We start from the raw sequence: 16,376 nt of genomic DNA, 5'->3' as shown, positions 1-16,376 counted from the left end.
GGGCGATCAAGCGCGCACACACTTGACACCCGCGATTTCGCATTGCTAGCTTACCAAGCGCTGATTGGTTTGCAGTCACGGTCGGCGCCGCCTCGAGAACTGGGCGCCGCATCCGCCCCACGTGATGGACATTGCGTCCTGCTAGGAGGAGGTCATTGATGAGGACCAACGCAGCCGTCCTGTGGCAGGCGCCCGGCAAGTGGGAAATCGAACAGCTCGAGGTCGCCGAGCCTGGCCCCGGCGACGTGCAAATCCGGATAGAGGCCGCGGGCCTGTGTCATTCGGACTACGCATTCAATACCGGGGATTCGCCCGTCCAGTACTTCCCGTGGATCGGAGGACACGAGGGCGCCGGCGTGGTGACGGCGGTCGGCTCGGATGTTCGGTCGGTCGCGGTGGGCGATCACGTCGTCACCGTGTTCATCCCGAGCTGTGGCCGTTGCCGTTGGTGTGCATCGGGGCAGGGCAACCTGTGCGACGAGGGTGCGCGGATCATGGCACTGGGTTCGGGGGAGGAGCAGTTCAGGATTCGCACGACCGGCGGCCAAGGAGTGGGACAGACCGCTCTGCTGGGCACCTTTTCCCAGTGGACGTCGGTCCCGGAACAGAGCGTCATCAAGATTCCGGACGACGTCCCCTTCACCTCGGCATGCTTGCTGTCGTGCGGCGTGCCGACCGGTTGGGGCGCCGCGGTGAACGCGGGCAACGTCAGTCCGGGTGACGTCGTTGTGATCCTGGGTACCGGCGGAATCGGCATGAATTCCGTACAAGGTGCCAGGCATGCCGGGGCGGCTCATATCCTGGCCGTCGACCCATCGGGCTACAAGCGCGATCAGGCAATGAAGTTCGGCGCTACCGAATCGTTCGCCGACATCACGGACGCCACGGAGCGGCTCGCTCACCTCACGAACGGTCAGGGGGCCGACGTGACACTGGTGTCCGTCGACCTACTTACCAGCGAGATCGCTGGGCAGGCCCTGGAATCCGTTCGCAAGGCCGGCACGCTCGTGATCACCTCGCTCGGTCGTAGTGGCATGGGCTCCATCCCCGTTGACCTGATGATGTTCCCGATGTTTCAGAAGCGAATTCAAGGCTCGCTCTTCGGCGCTCAGCCGCCACGGCTTGCAATCCCGAGGCTCATCGAGCTGTATCGAACCGGGGACCTCAAACTCGACGAACTCGTCACTCAGACCTACGGACTCGACGAGATCAACGAAGCTTATGAGGATGTTCTGAACGGTAAGGTTATTCGGCCGGTTGTGGAGATGCGGCACTGAGCGTCAGGGGCGTCGCATCCGAGCCGGCTTCCGCGCGAGGTCTACTCGTTCTCACCGTGCGCGGCGTGGCCGGCGACGCAGACGACACCGTCTGCGACCAACTGCGCGACCTGCTCGGTGGTGTATCCCGCTTCCTTGAGTAGCTCCTCGGCGCCCTCACCAAGCGTCGGCACCCGTGCCGGCGCTGATTCCAGTGCCGATTCTGATTGAGCGAAGCGTAAAGGTCCCGAGGGGGCCTCGAGCACGGCGCCGGACGGATGCTGAACGCTGGTCACACTCCCGCGGGCTCGAACATGCGGACTCGCAACGGCTTCCTCTATGGACAGCACCGGTGCAGCGCAGACGTCCTCACTCCCAAAGTGATCGACCCAATCGTCGCGGGTGCGTGTCCGCAGCACCGCGGCAACCCGGGCACGCAGCACATCTTGACGGCTCTTGTCGTACTGCGCACCCTCGTCGTCGATGCCGGCCAGCTCGCAGAATCGCTTCCAGAAGTGCGGCTCGAGCGCACCGACCGCCAGGTGCTTACCGTCTGCGCATTCGTAGGTGCCGTAACAGGCCCACGCACCAATGAGCATGTGGTTCTCGGGGCTGACGTCACGTTTCAACATCAGCGCCTGGGCGTGCGGGATCACCATCGAGAACATCGCTCCATCGAACAAGCTCGATTCACCGATCGCGCCACGCCCGGTCCGGCTTGCTTGCAAGACGCCGGTGACCACCGCCAATGCAGCCAGCGACGCCCCAAAATAGTCGGCGGCCTGTACGGGTGGGGGCCCAATCGGGCCAGGCCAGATCAACGACAGCAGTCCCGCCCGAGCGTCGTAGTTCACGTCATGACCGGCCGTCGAGGACAGCGGTCCGCCTGATCCGTAACCGGGGAGCGTCACGTACGTCAAGGCCGGATTGACGCTTTTCAACGCCTGTGCGCCGATCCCGAGGCGGTCGGCGACGCCGGTGCGCATACCCTCGATCACCGCATCGGAGGTTCTCGCCACCGCCAGGTAAATTTCTCTGCCGGCCTCGCTGCGCAGGTCGACCGGCAAGCTCTTCTTGTGCCGGTCGAATACCAGATGGTTGACGCCGACACCCTCGACCATAGGGGCTAGTGAGCGCAAGTTGTCGGAGCCGTCTACCGGCTCTATCTTGATGACTTCGGCGCCGAGCTCGGCCAGCAACCAGCTGGCGATGCAGCCCACGCCGACCCAGGAGACGTCAAGAACCCTGATGCCGTTGAGCGGGCCAGTCCTTTCGGTCATTGCAGCACAGATCCGATGCCATCGGGGACCGCGCCCTCGAGGAGGAATCGCCGCCGAGCGATCCGCCAGCGCCCTGTCGTGCAGACGAATTCGTCGTCGTAGCGTCCCCAGTGGTCCAGAACGCCATTGGCAAGGACACTCACATATGAACTTGCGGACGCCGCGCCACCGTCGGCGAGATCGATGACGGATGTCGACATCCAATGCGTCGCACGAACCCTCATCCTCGCCACGCGCAGACGCCTGCCCGACTCTGCGAACAGATCACGGATACCGTTGTGGCCCTGATACTTTCGATCGTTGAAGTTATACTCGGCATCGTTGGTGAACAGGTCGAGCAGGCGGTCGATGCGCCCGTGATCGGCCTCTATGCAGTACCGATTGATGACATCGCGGATGCCTTCACGTCCCGCCAGGTCCTCGAGAAGACTCATCCCGCTCCTTTGACTACCGCGACGTCGACAGATCCGCCGCCACCTGCGACGAACCGGAAGTGCATTGAGGCTGTAGGCGAACATAACCTAGCGATGTCTGGTATTCAAGCGCGCACTTCGCCGTTGCCGTAGGGGTGAGCCGCGGCCGTGACGCGGCGGCGGGGTGATCGAGCGTCCCGCGCACGCCGCCGACGGGCCGCAAGGCGGGGAGGAAGCGGTGCTGCCGTTTACGGGGCTCACCGGGCGGCGCGTCGGACGTGGTCCAGCGGGTCCGAGCGGCTGTCACTGCTACGCATTCACGGGGGATCTTGACAGCGCCAACCGCAGCTCATAGGTTACCAAGCGAGGTTTGGTTAAGGTGACGGTATGGGCGCGGCAGGAACCTCACACCCTGATGCGGGGCGGTTTTCGGCGCCTTACTACTGTTTAGCCCACGCGGGTCGATGGCATGTCGGCATCGACCGGTGGCCGATCCCAGATGTCGTCCATGTCGCTCGGTGACCTCCTCGACTTCGGCGCCACGGAAATCAGATGAGGACGAGGACCTATGCCCCCATTGACGCCCTCCGATTGGATGAGTCAGGGCCTGCTCGACTCGTTGAAATCAGAGCAGGTTGTCACCCGCTCCCTCCTGCAGTCTAAAGCTGCTGTCCATCCCGATCGCCATTTCGCCCAATTCGAGGATGACGCCTGCTGGACCTATCGCGACGCGCTGTTGCAGGCAGCCCGCGCGGCGAATGTGCTGAGCGAGCTTGGTGTTTCACAGGGAACATGTGTGGGGATCATTCTTCCCAACGGACCCGACTTCCTGCGCGCGTGGTTCGGCGCGGCGATGCTGGGTGCCGTCGTATTGCCAATCAACCCTGCCATGCGCGGAGTCATGCTCGCCCGCCCCTTGGCGATCGGCCAACCCCACGTGATCATTGGTGACCTAGCGGCGACCTTCGCCGAGGGGCTGCAAAACTTCTGCCCGGCAGCGCTTGTCGAACCGGCCGCGTTACGGGGAACCGACGACGCCATTCCTGTGCTGGCCCGCGACATCGAGCTCTGGGACGACGAAAAGTGGCTCATGACGTCAGGCACGACCGGCCCGTCCAAGCTGGTCCGCATTCCTTATCTGTACGCGTTCTGGGGCTATTCGACAATCCTGATGGACCAGGGCTTCTCGGCAGACGATGTGTTCCAGATCGACCTGCCGTTGTTTCACACCGCTGCGATGAGTTACGTGAACGCCAGCCTGGCGAGCGGGAGCGCGATCTACGTGCGTAGCAGGCCGGCCCTGGACAGGTACTGGGAAGTCGCCCGCGACGCCCGGGTCAGCGCCGGTGTCCTGATCAGTTCGATGGTTCCCACGATGATGGGTCAGCCGCCCCGAGCCGCCGAGCGTGAGCACCGGATGAGGTTCCTGGTGAGCTCTCCTATACCCCCTGATATTTCCGCGTTCCGAGAGCGATTCGGCGTTCCGACGATAGTCACCAGTCTCGGAAGTACTGAGGCGTCGACTCCGCTTCGTGGCTACGCGCAGCCCGGATACGATCCCTCCTACTGCGGCGAGACGGTGCCGGGCTTCGAGGTGCGTCTCGTGGATGACCACGATCAAGAGGTGCGGCGGGGGCATGCGGGCGAGGCGATCGTTCGTTGCTCTCGCCCATTCGTCATGAGTCCGGGCTACGTCAACGATCTCGCCGCCACCGGCCAAGCTTGGCGCAACGGCTGGTTCCATACCGGCGACCTCTTGCGCCAGGACCCCGACGGCCGTTTCTATTTCGTGGGCCGCACAAAAGATGTGATCCGGCGTCGCGGTGAGAACATCTCGGCATACGAGGTGGAATTGGCCATCGCCACTCACCCCGCAGTCGCTGAAGTTGTCTGCGTGCCAGTACCATCCGACAGCGGCGTCGAGGATGAGGTCAAGGCGTTCATCGTGCTGAAGCCCGCTTCGGTCGACGCGCACGCTGACTTCCTCGAATACGCGCACCAGCGCCTGCCCCACTACATGGTTCCCCGGTATTACGAGTTCGTTGACTCGATTCCGAAGACGTCGACGGGAAAGCCGCAGAAATATGTGTTGCGCGACCTGGGGAATTCCATCTCGACCTGGGACAGTCATCAGCACGGATACATGGTCACCCGCTCCGGAATTCAGCGGCGGCCCGTCAAGGGGCCGGAGAGCAGCCCGACGGTTGCCGCGCAGAAGTGACACGGCCGAATTTCACAGCGCTTATCCAGGCGGAACCTGAACCGCCGCAGGTGGGCAAAAGTGGCTGCGCGCCGACCCGAATGTGGTCACCGCGCATACGGCCGCAGATGGAACCGAGCGAGGCCGCATGACCATGAGAATGGCTAAGTCTGGTCAGTGCGCGACGACCAGTTCTGTGCTCTGGACGTTCTCGGTACCGACCGCGTAAGCAGTTGCCGCACGGTACGGCCAACCTCTATCGGATGCGCCGGCGTCTGATCAACTTTCGGGCCTTGACGCCAACCCTCTGCGACGGCGAGCATGCCCGCGTTGGCTTCGAAGATCTGCCCGGTGACGTCGCGGGAATCGGACGAGGCAAGCCAGACGACAAGCGGTGCAACGCCTTCTGGATCGAAGCCGCCCCTTGTGGCGACGTGCGAGAGATCGATCCCGGCCGCGCGCATCGGGATGGTCATCCTGGTCCAGGCGCCGGGGGCGACACCATTGACAGTGACCCCGTATGCGTCGAGTTCGTCGGCCAGCACCTGCGTGAGCGTGGCCATCGCCGACTTCGACGCTCCGTAGGCCGCCATGGTGGGGGCGGCGTACAGGCCTGCCGACGATGTCACGTTGATCAAGCGAGAATCGAGTCTTCCTTCTCGGTTGTGGCGCGATTGCCAATGCTGTGCCGCTGCATGGGCGGGTGCGATCGTGCCCTTACAGTTGGTCAAGAACACAGTGTCACACTGGCTTTCCTTCAGGTCGACAAACGGCCCGCGGCGGAAGGTTCCGGCGTTGTTGACCAAGACGTCGAGTCGGCCGAAGGCCGCGACAGCGCGCTCGACCATGTCATGGGCGGCTCCCCAGCTCGAGATGTCGCTGCCGTCCGCCAGGGACGGACAGCCCCGGGCCTCGATCTCGGCGGCCACCGATAACGCCGGGCCGAGTTCGGCGCCCGTGCCGTCAGGGTCGGCGCCGAGGTCGTTGACGATGACCGCCTCGGCACCCGCCTCGGCGAGCGCAATCGCGTAGGAGCGGCCCAGCCCCCTGCCGGCCCCCGTGACCAGGCAAACTCTGCCCTCGCAGACGTTGGTGCTCATCAGCGCGGCCCCATCCGGATCGCGCCGTCGAGGCGAATGGTTTCACCGTTGAGCATCCCGTTCTCAACGATGTGGGCGACCAGGGAGGCGAACTCGGCAGGCTTGCCCAACCGCGCCGGATGTGGGACCTGCCGGGCGAGGGATTCCTGGGCCTTCACGGGAAGACCGAGGAGAAGAGGCGTTTCGAACATACCGGGGGCAATCGTCACGACCCTGATCTGGTGGCGCGCCAACTCGCGCGCGATCGGCAGAGTCATGCCGACGATCCCGGCCTTGGATGCTGAGTATGCCGCCTGGCCGATCTGGCCTTCGAAGGCCGCAACCGACGCTGTGTTGACGATGACGCCGCGGTCGCGCCCCACGGGATCGTTGCCGGCCATCTGTTGAGTGGCGAGCCGGATGACGTTGAAGGTGCCAGTGAGGTTGATGCGCAGAACCCGGTCGAATTCCTCGAGCGGATGCGGACCGTCTCTGCCGAGCACCTTGGTCGGATCACCGATGCCCGCGCAGTTGACCACGATCCGCAACGCTCCCAGGCGTGCGGCCGCGTCGACCGCGGCCTGGACTTGGTCTCCGTCGGTGACGTCGGTTGCCTGGAAAAGACACCGTTCACCGAGTTCGGCCGCGGCGACATCCCCAGCAGCCGAGGCCAGGTCGGCCACCACCACCTTCGCACCGGAAGCGATCAGCCTCTTGGCGGTGGCTCGACCCAGGCCCGACGCCCCGCCGGTCACCAACGCGCAACTCTCCTTGATTTGCATCTAGCACTCCTGTCTTGACCGTGAGATTGAGCAGCATCGCGATGCGCACGGACCAGGACATCGGCTACCCACGCGGGTTTGCCGCTGTCCCGGGTATGGGCGGTGACGTGTACGGCGAGCCGGAGGCCGCCGGAAACCGGTGCGACATCGGTGATCTCCGCCGGCTGCACGCCGGACGCCGAGAGCGATAGCCGTGCGCCATGGTGCGGCCGAACGGGCCTTCGGCTGCGCGTGATGGGTCGAGGTGGATCCAGGTGTCCTTTTTCCGTTTCAGCTGGTTACCGCGAGCGGATTGGGGCGGAATGGATTCAGGTGAGATGGTGTCGGGGGAAGACGGTCGCGCTCACATCGACATCCCGCCATCCACCGGCAGCACGGCACCGGTGATGTAGGCCGCTTCGTCCGCGGCGAGAAAGGCGACCGCGGGAGCCATCTCGGCGGGTTCAGCGAACCTGCCCTGGGGGATGGCAGCGGTGAGTTCGGCGAGCTTGTCGTCGGGGATATCGGCGACCATCGCGGTGGCGGCGTTGGGTGAAATCGCGTTGACGGTAACGCCGAATCGCGCGACTTCCTTGGCCACTGTTTTGGTGAATCCGATGATGCCGGCTTTTGCGGCGGCGTAATTGGCTTGTCCGATATTGCCATGCATGCCGGTATAAGACGTCACGTTGATGATCCGCCCGAATCCCGCGCCGCGCATGTGCGGCAATACCGCACGCGTGATGTTGAACGTGCCACCGAGGTGCACGTCAAGCACGTGCTGCCACTGTGCCGTCGTCATCTTCCAAACCACTGCGTCGCGAGTGATGCCCGCGTTGTTGACGGCTATGTCCACGCTGCCGGCCCACCGCGCGACATCGTCAATGGCCTCGACGACCGCATCGGCGTCGGACACGTCGACAGCCAGGGGTGCGACGTTGTCGCTGCGCGTCCCCCAACGCGCCTTCAGGCGTTCGGGGTCCAGGTCGAACGGGGCGATTCTGGCACCGGAAGCCTGGAAAAACCGAGCGATCTCGGCTCCGATACCTTGCGCCGCGCCGGTGATGACGGCGGTGCGGCCTGAGAAACCAAAAGTGAGGCTCACGAACGTCTGACCTGCTTCCACGGGATGTCGCGGTCAGAGCGTGGTTCACCGGGCAGCCCGAGAACGCGCTCGCCGAGAATGTTGCGCAACACCTCCGAGGTGCCACCTTCGATCGAATTGGCAAGTGAGCGTAGGTAAGCCATCCGGACATCGGCCCCGCCGTGCACCGCCGCCTCCGCGGGAGCGGTCTCCCGGTAACCCGCCACGAGTAATCCGGCAGTCCCGGACATGTCGACGCATAATTCGTAGATGGCCTTATTCAGTTCTGCCATCTGCAATTTGGCGATCGACCCCTCAGGTCCGGGCTGCCGGCCGACCTGGACGGCGGCACGCGCATTGGTAAGCCGCGCCGCCTCAGCCCGCGTCCATAGCCGCATGAGGCGCTCAGTGACCGCCGCATCGACGCGGCCCTCGGCGGCGGCTTGCCGATAAGTGCGAACTGCCTGGCCGATGGGGCCGCCGCCACGTGACAGCGGGCGGCCGCCCAGCGATACGCGCTCGTTGGCCAGAGTGGTCATCGCAACCTGCCAGCCTCGTCCGACCGAGCCAAGCACGTTGGCCGCCGGGACGCGCACCTCGGTGAGGTATACCTCATTGAACTCGGCCTCGCCGGTCAGTTGCCGCAACGGCCGCACTTCGACTCCGGCCGAGCGCATGTTGATCAGAAAGTAGGTGAGGCCCTTGTGTTTGGGCACTTCGGGATCCGTTCGTGCCAGCAGAATGCCCCAGTCGGCGACATGCCCGAGGGAGGTCCACACTTTTTGGCCGGTCACCACGAAGTCGTCGCCGTCACGGACCGCCCGCGTCGCGAGCGCGGCGAGGTCAGAGCCCGCCCCCGGTTCGGAGAACAGTTGGCACCAGATGTGTTCACCGGCGAATGCGGGTCGAAGGAACCGTGCCTTCTGATCATCGGTGCCGTGCGCGTGGATGGTCGGAAGTGCCATCCCCAAACCGATGACATTTCGCGCGGTGTGGTCGGCCGCGCCGGCATCGGCGAAGCACTGTTCGACCACCGGCTGCAGGGAGGCGTCGTAACCGCGTCCGCCATGTCCTACACCAAAGTGGATTACGGCGAGCCCGGCATCGAATCGTGCCTGCCTGAACCGCCGGTCGCCGTCACGATCGGCGGAATCGGGAACCGGGTGATTGGCCAGAAACTCTTCGATATCAGCCTTCAGCGCAACCGTTACCGCATCGGATGCCGGCGAGGCGGTGGGCATTATCGCGGCCTCGGCGCCGCCATTAATGACCCGGTCTCGCAGCCGCGCGCGGTGGCGGTGGGGCGCCCCGAGGAGCAGCTGGCTGCTTTTGGCCCTCTTGAGGTAGAGATGGGCCGGGTGCTCCCAGGTGAATCCGATGCCGCCGTGAATCTGGATGTTGTCGCTAGCCACCCGTTGGTAAGCATCGGAGGCCACGGCGCGGGCGAGGTTCGCCGAGACAGGAAGACTTGCCGGGTCGTGGACCGCGGTCCAAAGCCCGTGCCACACAACCGACCGCGCCAACTCCACCTCCACCAACATGTCGGCGCACCGGTGCTTGATGGCCTGAAAAGATCCAATCGCCCGGCCGAACTGAATCCGCGACCCGGCGTATTCGACGGCGCTTGACAGGACGTGCGCCGCCCCGCCGAGCTGCTCGGCGGCCAGATACACCGCAGCCAGGTCCGCCGTTCGACGCAGCGCTCGCTCTGCCCCGCCGGTCGAGCCGAGCAGCGTCGCCGGTGTCGAGGTGAAGGTCAGTTCGGCCAACTTGCGGGTGGAATCCATGGTCGTCAGAGAAGCGCGCCGCATGGTGGTGTCGTCGGCGACGATGAACAAACCGGGTCCGTCGGCGGTGCGAGCGGCGACGAGCACCAGTTCGGCACCGGCGCCGTCGACGACCGCTTCCGCGGTGCCCGATATCTGCCACTGCGCTCCAATGGCGACCGCCTCAAGCTCGCTGTCTGCGGGCTCCGGTCCGCTCCAGGCCAGGGTGGCGATCGTCTCGCCCGCCGCGATCCGGGCGAGGTGCTCGGCGGCGCGGTCGTCACCAATTTCGAGCAGTGCGGTCGCCGCCAGCCCCACGGTTGCGAAGAACGGTCCGCAGAAGAGCACCCGGCCCATCTCCTCGAACACCACCCCCAACTCGATGGGGGTTGCGCCACTACCACCGTGCCGCTCTGGAATGGCCAACCCGTGCAACCCGAGTTCGGTGGCGGCCCGTGTCCAGACGCTCGGGTCGTAGCCAACCGTCGTCTCCATCAGCAGGCGGACGTCGCTCTCCGCTGATTGCTTGTCCAGAAAGTCGCGTACGACTTCTCGCAGCCCCTCGGCGTCCTCGCCGGGCATGAAGCTCACGCGCGTCTCACTTTCGTCGTCAGGACGTATGCTTGCCCGGTACTAAACCATATGCCGTTTGATTAATGCCGTCGAGTCTCACATTCTGTGAAAGAGGAACGAGGTCAATGCAGCATCACGAAAGCAAAGCTTGCGGTGGGCGAAGGGTCTTGGTGACCGGCGCGAGCCGAGGCATCGGTGCGGCCGTCGCGAGGCGATTCGCCGAAGAAGGCGCTGCCGTCGCCGTCGCCGCGCGCAGCGCAGATGCCATCAGTGCGCTCGCCGCCGAACTCGGTCGGGCGGGCAGTCCAGCGCTGGCCGTCGAGGCCGACATGACCGACCGGGCGTCGCTCGATGTGCTCATTGACAGGGTTGCAGACGAGTTTGGCGGCCTGGACGTCCTGGTCAACAACGCGGGGGTTCTTCCAGCGGCGACGCGAGCCGAAAACGTCAGCTGGGCCGACTGGGACACAACCATTCAACTCAACCTCTCGACGCCGTGGTACTTGGCTTGCCGCGCAAAGGCGTTGATGGGGTCGGGAGGGGTCGTGGTCAACAACGCCAGTACCGCTGCCTACTTCCCTTCGCGCGGATTGGCCGCATACAACGTGAGTAAGTCCGCGCTCCTCATGCTCACCCGCGTGCTTGCACTGGAATGGGCCCGCGAGGGGATCCGAGTCGTCGGGGTCGCGCCGGGCAAGATCGATACCGCACTGGTCGAGCCGATTCTGCGCTGGACCGAAAAGCATGAGCTCCCACTCAACCCGCTGCGGCGAATCGGCACCGAGGCCGAGGTTGCCGACCTCATCGCCTTCCTCGCGTCCGACCGGGCAAGCTACATCACCGGCGTCACCGTGCCCATCGACGGCGGTGAACTGTTGACGGCCGGGTCCGAAGCCGGCCGTTGATGGTCAGGGGATCGTCATCACCGACAGGCGACTTTCGGCCGATCCCGAACGTCATCGCGCCCGCCCACGATGGCTGTCGGCCGGGCAGCCGTGGGGCGATGCTCGACGCTGCAACCGTGCGGCGGCGTCGGGCGACAAGACGTTGACATTCTCTATGCAGGGCGCTAATAATCGACCGTCGATTGGTATTGCGTGCTGCACCCGGCGTTGACTCGAACGCGAAGGGATCAGCCCAGCCTGAACGCTTTTCGCATCGGTCAGTCAGCTGAGGGGAGTGCCCAAGTGACTTTACGTGCTGTGGTCGCCACCGCACAATCGGCGCCAGGCGGCACGTATCCGTGGCAATCGCACGTCGATGAGTGAGACGGCTGACGCCCTCGATGTCGCTCAAGCTGATGCGGAACGGGACCGTGGCAACGACAGCGGACTGGTAGGGATGTTCGCGGGCGGCCGTGTCGGGACGCCCAGCTTGGTGCCGCTCGTCGATTCGATGCTCCCGTGTCATATCGGAGCGTGTCGTGCAAAGACCTGATGAGAAGTAAACGATGGGAGCGAAATGGCGGAACTCGACGGCAAAGTAGCGATTGTCACCGGCGCGGCCCGCGGGATCGGTGCAGCTATCGCCCGTGCCCTCGACGACCGGGGAGCCTGCGTGGTGCTCTGTGATATCGCCGGGAACCCTGAGCAAGCGGCATCGGGGCTGCGAAACGGTATCGGCATCTCGTGTGACGTCAGCAGTGAAGACGACGTCGATGCGCTGATCGACAGAACTCTGCGTGAGTTCGGCCGACTCGACGTCGTGGTGAACAACGCGGGCATTGACGGGGTGTTCATTCCGCTGGCGGAATCCGCCTCCGAGACCTTTGACCAGGTGATTGCGGTGAATCTCCGTGGAGTCTATCTGGTGATGAGGAAATCGATCCCTGCGTTGGTTGCCGGTGGAGGCGGTTCCGTCATCAACATCGCGTCGGTAGCCGCGGTCGTCGCTTTCACGGGAGCGAGCGCCTATACGGCAAGCAAGGCTGGGGTCGTCGGTTTGACGCGGGTGGCAGCGCACGAGTACGGGAGTTCCGGTGTCCGGGTGAACGCAATACTTCCCGGAGCGATCGAAACTCCCATGCTCGCCGGCCTCAAAGAGACGGCTCCCGATGTCTATGAGCGGATCAACTCGCAAGCCGTCGCCATGACATCGCAGGGCCGATTAGGTCGCCCCGAGGAGGTTGCCTCCGTCGCAGCATTTCTTGCGGGCGACGGTGCTTCCTACCTCACCGGGGCCGCAATCCCGGTCGACGGTGGTTACACGGTCGCGTAAGCGTCACCGGTCCGAAACTCGCGCGCGCGACGACACTCCGGCCGGTCGTCAGAAACAAATGGGGAGCCAGCTATGAGTCGTCGCAACAGCATCGCCATTCTGATGGTCGTCGCGACTGCCGCCGGCGGGCCCGCGCATGTGTCGGCTCCGCCCGCGCAGGCCGCGCCGGCGCCTGAGGTGGAGTACATGTACGACGTATCGGTACGACGGCACTACAATTTCCCCAACGCCGATCCGATTGGCTACGGCCACGGGATCTGCGACAAAGTCAGTCGCGGCGAAGGTTACGCCCAGGTGATGGACGAGGTGAAGGCCGACGTCACCCCCAACGACGAGTTCGCGGCAAACTACCTGGTGTCCTACGCAGTCAATCTCCTCTGCCCTGACCAGATTTGGCAGCTCAGAAAGTCGGCGGCGCATTATCAACCACCGGCGGGTTGATCCCGGTGTTGCAGTCTTTACGGACACGATCCAGCTGGGAGCAATCGGGTCAAGGCTCGTGGCGGGCGATGAGGGGCCAGCGATTTTCGCCTGCCATGGCCTGCGGTCTGTCCGATCGGAAACGGTGGGCGAGAAGTCTGCTGTCTAGAACGCCAGCTCACCGGCTTCGAACCGCCGGCGGAACTCCTCGGCTTCTGGGCCCGTGAAAACAATCCGCCCGTCGGGATAACTGACCATCCCCGAATACTCCGGCAGTTGCGCCGGAGTGTCATCGGCGAGGATGAGCATAGCCTGATCCCGATCGGTGTCCGTCAAAGGGCGGGTCTGGACGGTAAACTCGACCATATTGCCATCTGGATCATTCATGTAGATCGACGTGATGAACTCGTGCTCGACCAGGCTGACCGCGACCCCGTGATTGAGCAGGCTCTGCCGCTTCTTTTCCAGCTCCTCGAGCGTCTCGAGGCCGAACGCCACGTGCACGATGTACCACGGAAGTCCAAGGCCGGTCGAGTATCCGGTCTTCCAGTCACCATCCTGCAGTCCATTCAGGTGCAGGTCCCATATCGCCAGGGTCGAGCCGTTCCCGCAGTCGTAGAACATGTGCTTGGTCCAGCCCGTGCCCGACCCGCCGATGGCTTGTCGCTTTACCCCGGCGATTAGCTGGAAGCCCATCGCCTCCGTGTAGAACCTATGAGCTCGGTCGAAATCCTTTGTAGCGATGGCAAAATGGTGAATACTCATCAGTTCCTCGTGGTGGTGTGATCGCTGCTTGGCCGGCCGGGCGGGTTCCACAGCCGACACGACGTCCATCGACCGGGTACCGGATAGGGCACGTTAGGCATTTTGTGACTGTCGGCCTCGGCAACCGCCGCTGGCTCATCGTCCGAATTCGTAGGACGACGTCGACGGCGAAGGTACTGCAGTGTCTCGGGCCGGCCCGCCACCGCGCGTCGACCGCAACCCCGGTTTGCCGTCATTGGCATAAACTAACACTGATCGGTTATTTTGGTCAAACGTTCCTCCCCGCGCGGGCACTCAGGCAAATGCACCTGGTCCTCAGGTCTTGCCGGCTCGGTCTCGGGGGGAAGGCGTGGGCGAAAGCCGCATGAGGATTAACTGAACGACGATTGGTTGTATAGTGCCGGTGGGCAGGGGAAGACGATGACAGGCAATGACGCAATCGCACCGCTTGCGGGTGTGCGGGTGCTCGAACTGGGCAGCTACATCGCGGCACCGACGGCTGGGCGGATGCTGGCCGATTTCGGCGCTGAAGTTATCAAGGTGGAGCGGCCGGTGAGTGGGGACGAGCTGCGAAACTGGCGGCTCTACGCCGGCGACACGTCGATGCTCTACCGCACCATCAACCGCAATAAGAAGTCGATCGTGCTCGATCTCAAGAGCGCCCGGGCCCGGGACATCGTCTTGGATCTGGTCCGGCACTGTGACGTGCTGCTGGAGAACTTCAGGCCGGGAACGCTCGAAAGGTGGGGTCTGGGCCCGGAGGAACTCGACAAAGCCAGTCCCGGCCTGATCATCACCCGCATCTCGGCCTTCGGTCAGACGGGGCCGCTATCAGGCCGACCGGGGTTCGCGGCGGTTGCCGAAGCGTACGGGGGATTGCGGGAACTGGTTGGTGACCCGGACCGTCCGCCGGTTCGCGTAGGGGTCTCTATAGGCGATTCGATTGCCGGCATCTACGCCGCATTTGGCACTGTGATGGCGCTGTTCCAGCGAGAGCGCGCGAACGTCTCTCTAGCCGAGAGGACCATTGACGTGGCGCTCAGCGAATCGGTGCTCTCGGTCATGGAGTCACTGATCCCCGACTACATCGCTTACGGTGTCAACAGGCAGCGGGTGGGCGGCCGCATGGAAGGCATTGCGCCGAGTAATGCGTATCCGTGCGCCGACGGGACGAGCATCATCGTGGCCGGCAACGGCGATGCGATCTTCGCACGCTATATGCGCCTGATCGGTCGCCCGGATCTCGCGGAAGATCCCGAGCTGCAGACCAACGCGGGCCGATGGAGGCGTCGTGACGAACTCGATGAGGCCATCAGCCGGTGGACGATCCAGCATGATCGCGACATGGCGCTGAAGCTCTTGCAGGCGGCGGACGTTCCGAGCGGGCCCGTATACACCGCCGCTGACATCTGCACGGACGAGCAGTACGCCGCGCGGGACATGATTCAGCACTTCGAGATCGACACGGGTTGCGCCGAACCGAAATCAGTGGGATTTCCGGGCATAGTCCCGGTGATCGGTCGTGCGTCGCTACCGATCCGCAGCGTGGGACCTGACCTGGGCGAACATACCCACGAGGTGCTTTCGTCACTGCTCGGAATGAGCGATGACGCGATCGCGGAGCTTGCATGACTTCACCGCCGCGAGTTGGGCACTTCAAGCTGCGTGACGTGACTTTGCGCGACGGGCTTCAACTTGCCGGCAAGGCTCTGCCCACAGAGCGCAAGGCGCAGATCGCCAGAGGCCTGCTCGCGTTGGGCATTCCGGCGCTGGAGATTGGCTCGATGGCCCGCGCAGACCTCGTCCCACCGCTCGCCGACTCGCTGGACCTGATCGCGATGCTGACACCCGAAGAGCTGCTGCGGTGCTGGGTATGGGTGGCAACCCCGCGCCATGTCGAAAAGGCGGCCGCCGCTGGGGCGCGCAACTTCCAGTACTGCTTTTCCGCCTCGGACTCGCACAACCGGGCCAACATCGGACGCGACACCGAGGACAGTCTTACCGCGATGCCGGACGCTGTCCGGCTCGCGCACGCGGTGGGCGGAAGCATTCAGTTGTGTATCGCCACGGCCTTTACCTGCCCATTCGAAGGCGCTGTGGATCCCGAGCGGGTAGTCGGTATCGTTGCGGACCCTCGCGCCGACGGGGCGGACGACGTTGTGGTCTGCGATACCGTGGGCCAGGCCGTTCCCGGCCAGGTGGTCCAGCTCGTATCGGCGCTGCGTACACGAACACCACAGCGCCGCATCGTCTTTCATGGACATGACACCTGGGGAATGGGCGTAGCCAACAGCCTCGCCGCGGTCGCGGCCGGCGCGACCATGGTCGACGGTTGCCTGGGCGGTCTCGGCGGCTGTCCATTTGCCCCCGGCGCGAGCGGAAATACGGCGACCGAGGATCTGCTCTTCGCCAGCAGACCCGACTGGTTTACCCCCGCCACGTTGGCTTCGATGGTCGAACTGACCGACAGTCTGCTCAGCGAGATCGGCGAACCTAATCGGTCACGAACGGCTCAAGGAGCGCGTTCCAAAGCCAATGCCTTCGACTGGGTGATTCGGTGAG

Annotated in this window: 15 protein-coding genes; 8 read left to right on the top strand and 7 right to left on the bottom strand. The window is 64.2% G+C overall.

What is annotated here, in order from left to right:
• Positions 1–158: 158 nt before the first annotated feature.
• Complete coding sequence (locus G6N56_RS08695) at positions 159–1,277, top strand: NDMA-dependent alcohol dehydrogenase (RefSeq protein WP_085254891.1); 1,119 nt, start codon at positions 159–161, stop codon at positions 1,275–1,277.
• A gap of 41 nt (positions 1,278–1,318) precedes the next feature.
• Here G6N56_RS08695 and G6N56_RS08690 read toward each other — a convergent pair whose 3' ends face one another.
• Positions 1,319–2,536: a CaiB/BaiF CoA transferase family protein gene (locus G6N56_RS08690; RefSeq protein ID WP_085254892.1), complete on the bottom strand. Its 1,218-nt coding sequence runs from the start codon at positions 2,534–2,536 to the stop codon at positions 1,319–1,321.
• On the bottom strand, positions 2,533–2,970 hold the full coding sequence (locus G6N56_RS08685) for a nuclear transport factor 2 family protein (RefSeq protein ID WP_158090696.1): 438 nt from the start codon (positions 2,968–2,970) through the stop codon (positions 2,533–2,535). Before G6N56_RS08685 ends, G6N56_RS08690 begins: the two co-directional genes overlap by 4 nt.
• A 574-nt stretch (positions 2,971–3,544) precedes the next feature.
• On the opposite strand from G6N56_RS08685, the gene G6N56_RS08680 reads away from it, so the two are divergent.
• Complete coding sequence (locus G6N56_RS08680) at positions 3,545–5,170, top strand: AMP-binding protein (RefSeq protein ID WP_158090697.1); 1,626 nt, start codon at positions 3,545–3,547, stop codon at positions 5,168–5,170.
• Between the two features lie 143 nt (positions 5,171–5,313).
• Here the strand turns inward: G6N56_RS08680 and G6N56_RS08675 are convergent, their stop codons facing one another.
• Positions 5,314–6,249, bottom strand: coding sequence for an SDR family NAD(P)-dependent oxidoreductase (locus G6N56_RS08675; protein WP_085254895.1), 936 nt, complete (start codon positions 6,247–6,249; stop codon positions 5,314–5,316).
• A complete protein-coding gene (locus tag G6N56_RS08670) occupies positions 6,249–7,010 on the bottom strand; it encodes an SDR family NAD(P)-dependent oxidoreductase (protein ID WP_085254896.1) in 762 nt (253 codons plus the stop codon). Before G6N56_RS08670 ends, G6N56_RS08675 begins: the two co-directional genes overlap by 1 nt.
• A gap of 20 nt (positions 7,011–7,030) precedes the next feature.
• Between G6N56_RS08670 and G6N56_RS08665 the strand changes: the two genes are divergently transcribed.
• Positions 7,031–7,201 carry a hypothetical protein gene (locus tag G6N56_RS08665; protein ID WP_158090698.1) on the top strand — a complete coding sequence of 57 codons (171 nt, stop codon included), beginning with the start codon at positions 7,031–7,033 and terminating at the stop codon, positions 7,199–7,201.
• 152 nt (positions 7,202–7,353) lie between these two features.
• Here G6N56_RS08665 and fabG read toward each other — a convergent pair whose 3' ends face one another.
• Together fabG and G6N56_RS08655 are read right to left on the bottom strand one after the other, a co-directional pair.
• The gene (fabG, locus tag G6N56_RS08660; protein WP_085254897.1) at positions 7,354–8,094 is read right to left on the bottom strand and encodes a 3-oxoacyl-ACP reductase FabG; all 741 of its coding nucleotides are present in this window, start codon (positions 8,092–8,094) and stop codon (positions 7,354–7,356) included.
• The gene (locus tag G6N56_RS08655) at positions 8,091–10,421 is read right to left on the bottom strand and encodes an acyl-CoA dehydrogenase family protein (RefSeq protein WP_232069324.1); all 2,331 of its coding nucleotides are present in this window, start codon (positions 10,419–10,421) and stop codon (positions 8,091–8,093) included. The genes fabG and G6N56_RS08655 overlap by 4 nt, the downstream gene beginning before the upstream one ends.
• 74 nt (positions 10,422–10,495) lie before the next feature.
• Here G6N56_RS08655 and G6N56_RS08650 point away from each other — a divergent pair, with 74 nt between their 5' ends.
• The 3 genes from G6N56_RS08650 (at position 10,496) to G6N56_RS08640 (ending at position 13,070) form a co-directional block, all read left to right on the top strand.
• Positions 10,496–11,317 carry an SDR family NAD(P)-dependent oxidoreductase gene (locus tag G6N56_RS08650; RefSeq protein WP_085254899.1) on the top strand — a complete coding sequence of 274 codons (822 nt, stop codon included), beginning with the start codon at positions 10,496–10,498 and terminating at the stop codon, positions 11,315–11,317.
• Positions 11,318–11,873: 556 nt separating this feature from the next.
• A complete protein-coding gene (locus G6N56_RS08645) occupies positions 11,874–12,629 on the top strand; it encodes an SDR family NAD(P)-dependent oxidoreductase (protein WP_085254900.1) in 756 nt (251 codons plus the stop codon).
• 102 nt (positions 12,630–12,731) lie between these two features.
• Positions 12,732–13,070: a DUF732 domain-containing protein gene (locus tag G6N56_RS08640; RefSeq protein ID WP_408632696.1), complete on the top strand. Its 339-nt coding sequence runs from the start codon at positions 12,732–12,734 to the stop codon at positions 13,068–13,070.
• A gap of 144 nt (positions 13,071–13,214) precedes the next feature.
• Here G6N56_RS08640 and G6N56_RS08635 read toward each other — a convergent pair whose 3' ends face one another.
• Entirely contained in the window at positions 13,215–13,883 is a 669-nt protein-coding gene (locus G6N56_RS08635; RefSeq protein ID WP_197746663.1) for a VOC family protein, read from the bottom strand.
• 351 nt (positions 13,884–14,234) lie between these two features.
• Between G6N56_RS08635 and G6N56_RS08630 the strand changes: the two genes are divergently transcribed.
• Positions 14,235–15,446, top strand: a complete 1,212-nt coding sequence (locus tag G6N56_RS08630) for a CaiB/BaiF CoA transferase family protein (RefSeq protein WP_085254902.1) — start codon at positions 14,235–14,237, stop codon at positions 15,444–15,446.
• The gene (locus G6N56_RS08625) at positions 15,443–16,375 is read left to right on the top strand and encodes a hydroxymethylglutaryl-CoA lyase-like TIM-barrel protein (protein WP_085254903.1); all 933 of its coding nucleotides are present in this window, start codon (positions 15,443–15,445) and stop codon (positions 16,373–16,375) included. The genes G6N56_RS08630 and G6N56_RS08625 overlap by 4 nt, the downstream gene beginning before the upstream one ends.
• The last annotated feature ends 1 nt before the right edge of the window (position 16,376 follow it).

It is taken from the genome of Mycobacterium saskatchewanense, assembly GCF_010729105.1.
Taxonomy (GTDB): Bacteria; Actinomycetota; Actinomycetes; order Mycobacteriales; family Mycobacteriaceae; genus Mycobacterium; species Mycobacterium saskatchewanense.
Note: the sequence above shows the minus strand (reverse complement) of the source record. Positions and strands in the feature narration are given on the sequence as shown.

Bases quoted from the DNA above. Each gene is read 5' to 3' on its own strand.
- G6N56_RS08695 (WP_085254891.1), top strand. From the start codon at position 159: ATGAGGACCAACGCAGCCGTCCTGTGGCAGGCGCCCGGCAAGTGGGAA.
- G6N56_RS08690 (WP_085254892.1), bottom strand. From the start codon at position 2,536: ATGACCGAAAGGACTGGCCCGCTCAACGGCATCAGGGTTCTTGACGTC.
- G6N56_RS08685 (WP_158090696.1), bottom strand. From the start codon at position 2,970: ATGAGTCTTCTCGAGGACCTGGCGGGACGTGAAGGCATCCGCGATGTC.
- G6N56_RS08680 (WP_158090697.1), top strand. From the start codon at position 3,545: ATGAGTCAGGGCCTGCTCGACTCGTTGAAATCAGAGCAGGTTGTCACC.
- G6N56_RS08675 (WP_085254895.1), bottom strand. From the start codon at position 6,249: ATGAGCACCAACGTCTGCGAGGGCAGAGTTTGCCTGGTCACGGGGGCC.
- G6N56_RS08670 (WP_085254896.1), bottom strand. From the start codon at position 7,010: ATGCAAATCAAGGAGAGTTGCGCGTTGGTGACCGGCGGGGCGTCGGGC.
- G6N56_RS08655 (WP_232069324.1), bottom strand. From the start codon at position 10,421: ATGCCCGGCGAGGACGCCGAGGGGCTGCGAGAAGTCGTACGCGACTTT.
- G6N56_RS08650 (WP_085254899.1), top strand. From the start codon at position 10,496: ATGCCGTCGAGTCTCACATTCTGTGAAAGAGGAACGAGGTCAATGCAG.
- G6N56_RS08645 (WP_085254900.1), top strand. From the start codon at position 11,874: ATGGCGGAACTCGACGGCAAAGTAGCGATTGTCACCGGCGCGGCCCGC.
- G6N56_RS08640 (WP_408632696.1), top strand. From the start codon at position 12,732: ATGGTCGTCGCGACTGCCGCCGGCGGGCCCGCGCATGTGTCGGCTCCG.
- G6N56_RS08635 (WP_197746663.1), bottom strand. From the start codon at position 13,883: ATGGACGTCGTGTCGGCTGTGGAACCCGCCCGGCCGGCCAAGCAGCGA.
- G6N56_RS08630 (WP_085254902.1), top strand. From the start codon at position 14,235: ATGACAGGCAATGACGCAATCGCACCGCTTGCGGGTGTGCGGGTGCTC.
- G6N56_RS08625 (WP_085254903.1), top strand. From the start codon at position 15,443: ATGACTTCACCGCCGCGAGTTGGGCACTTCAAGCTGCGTGACGTGACT.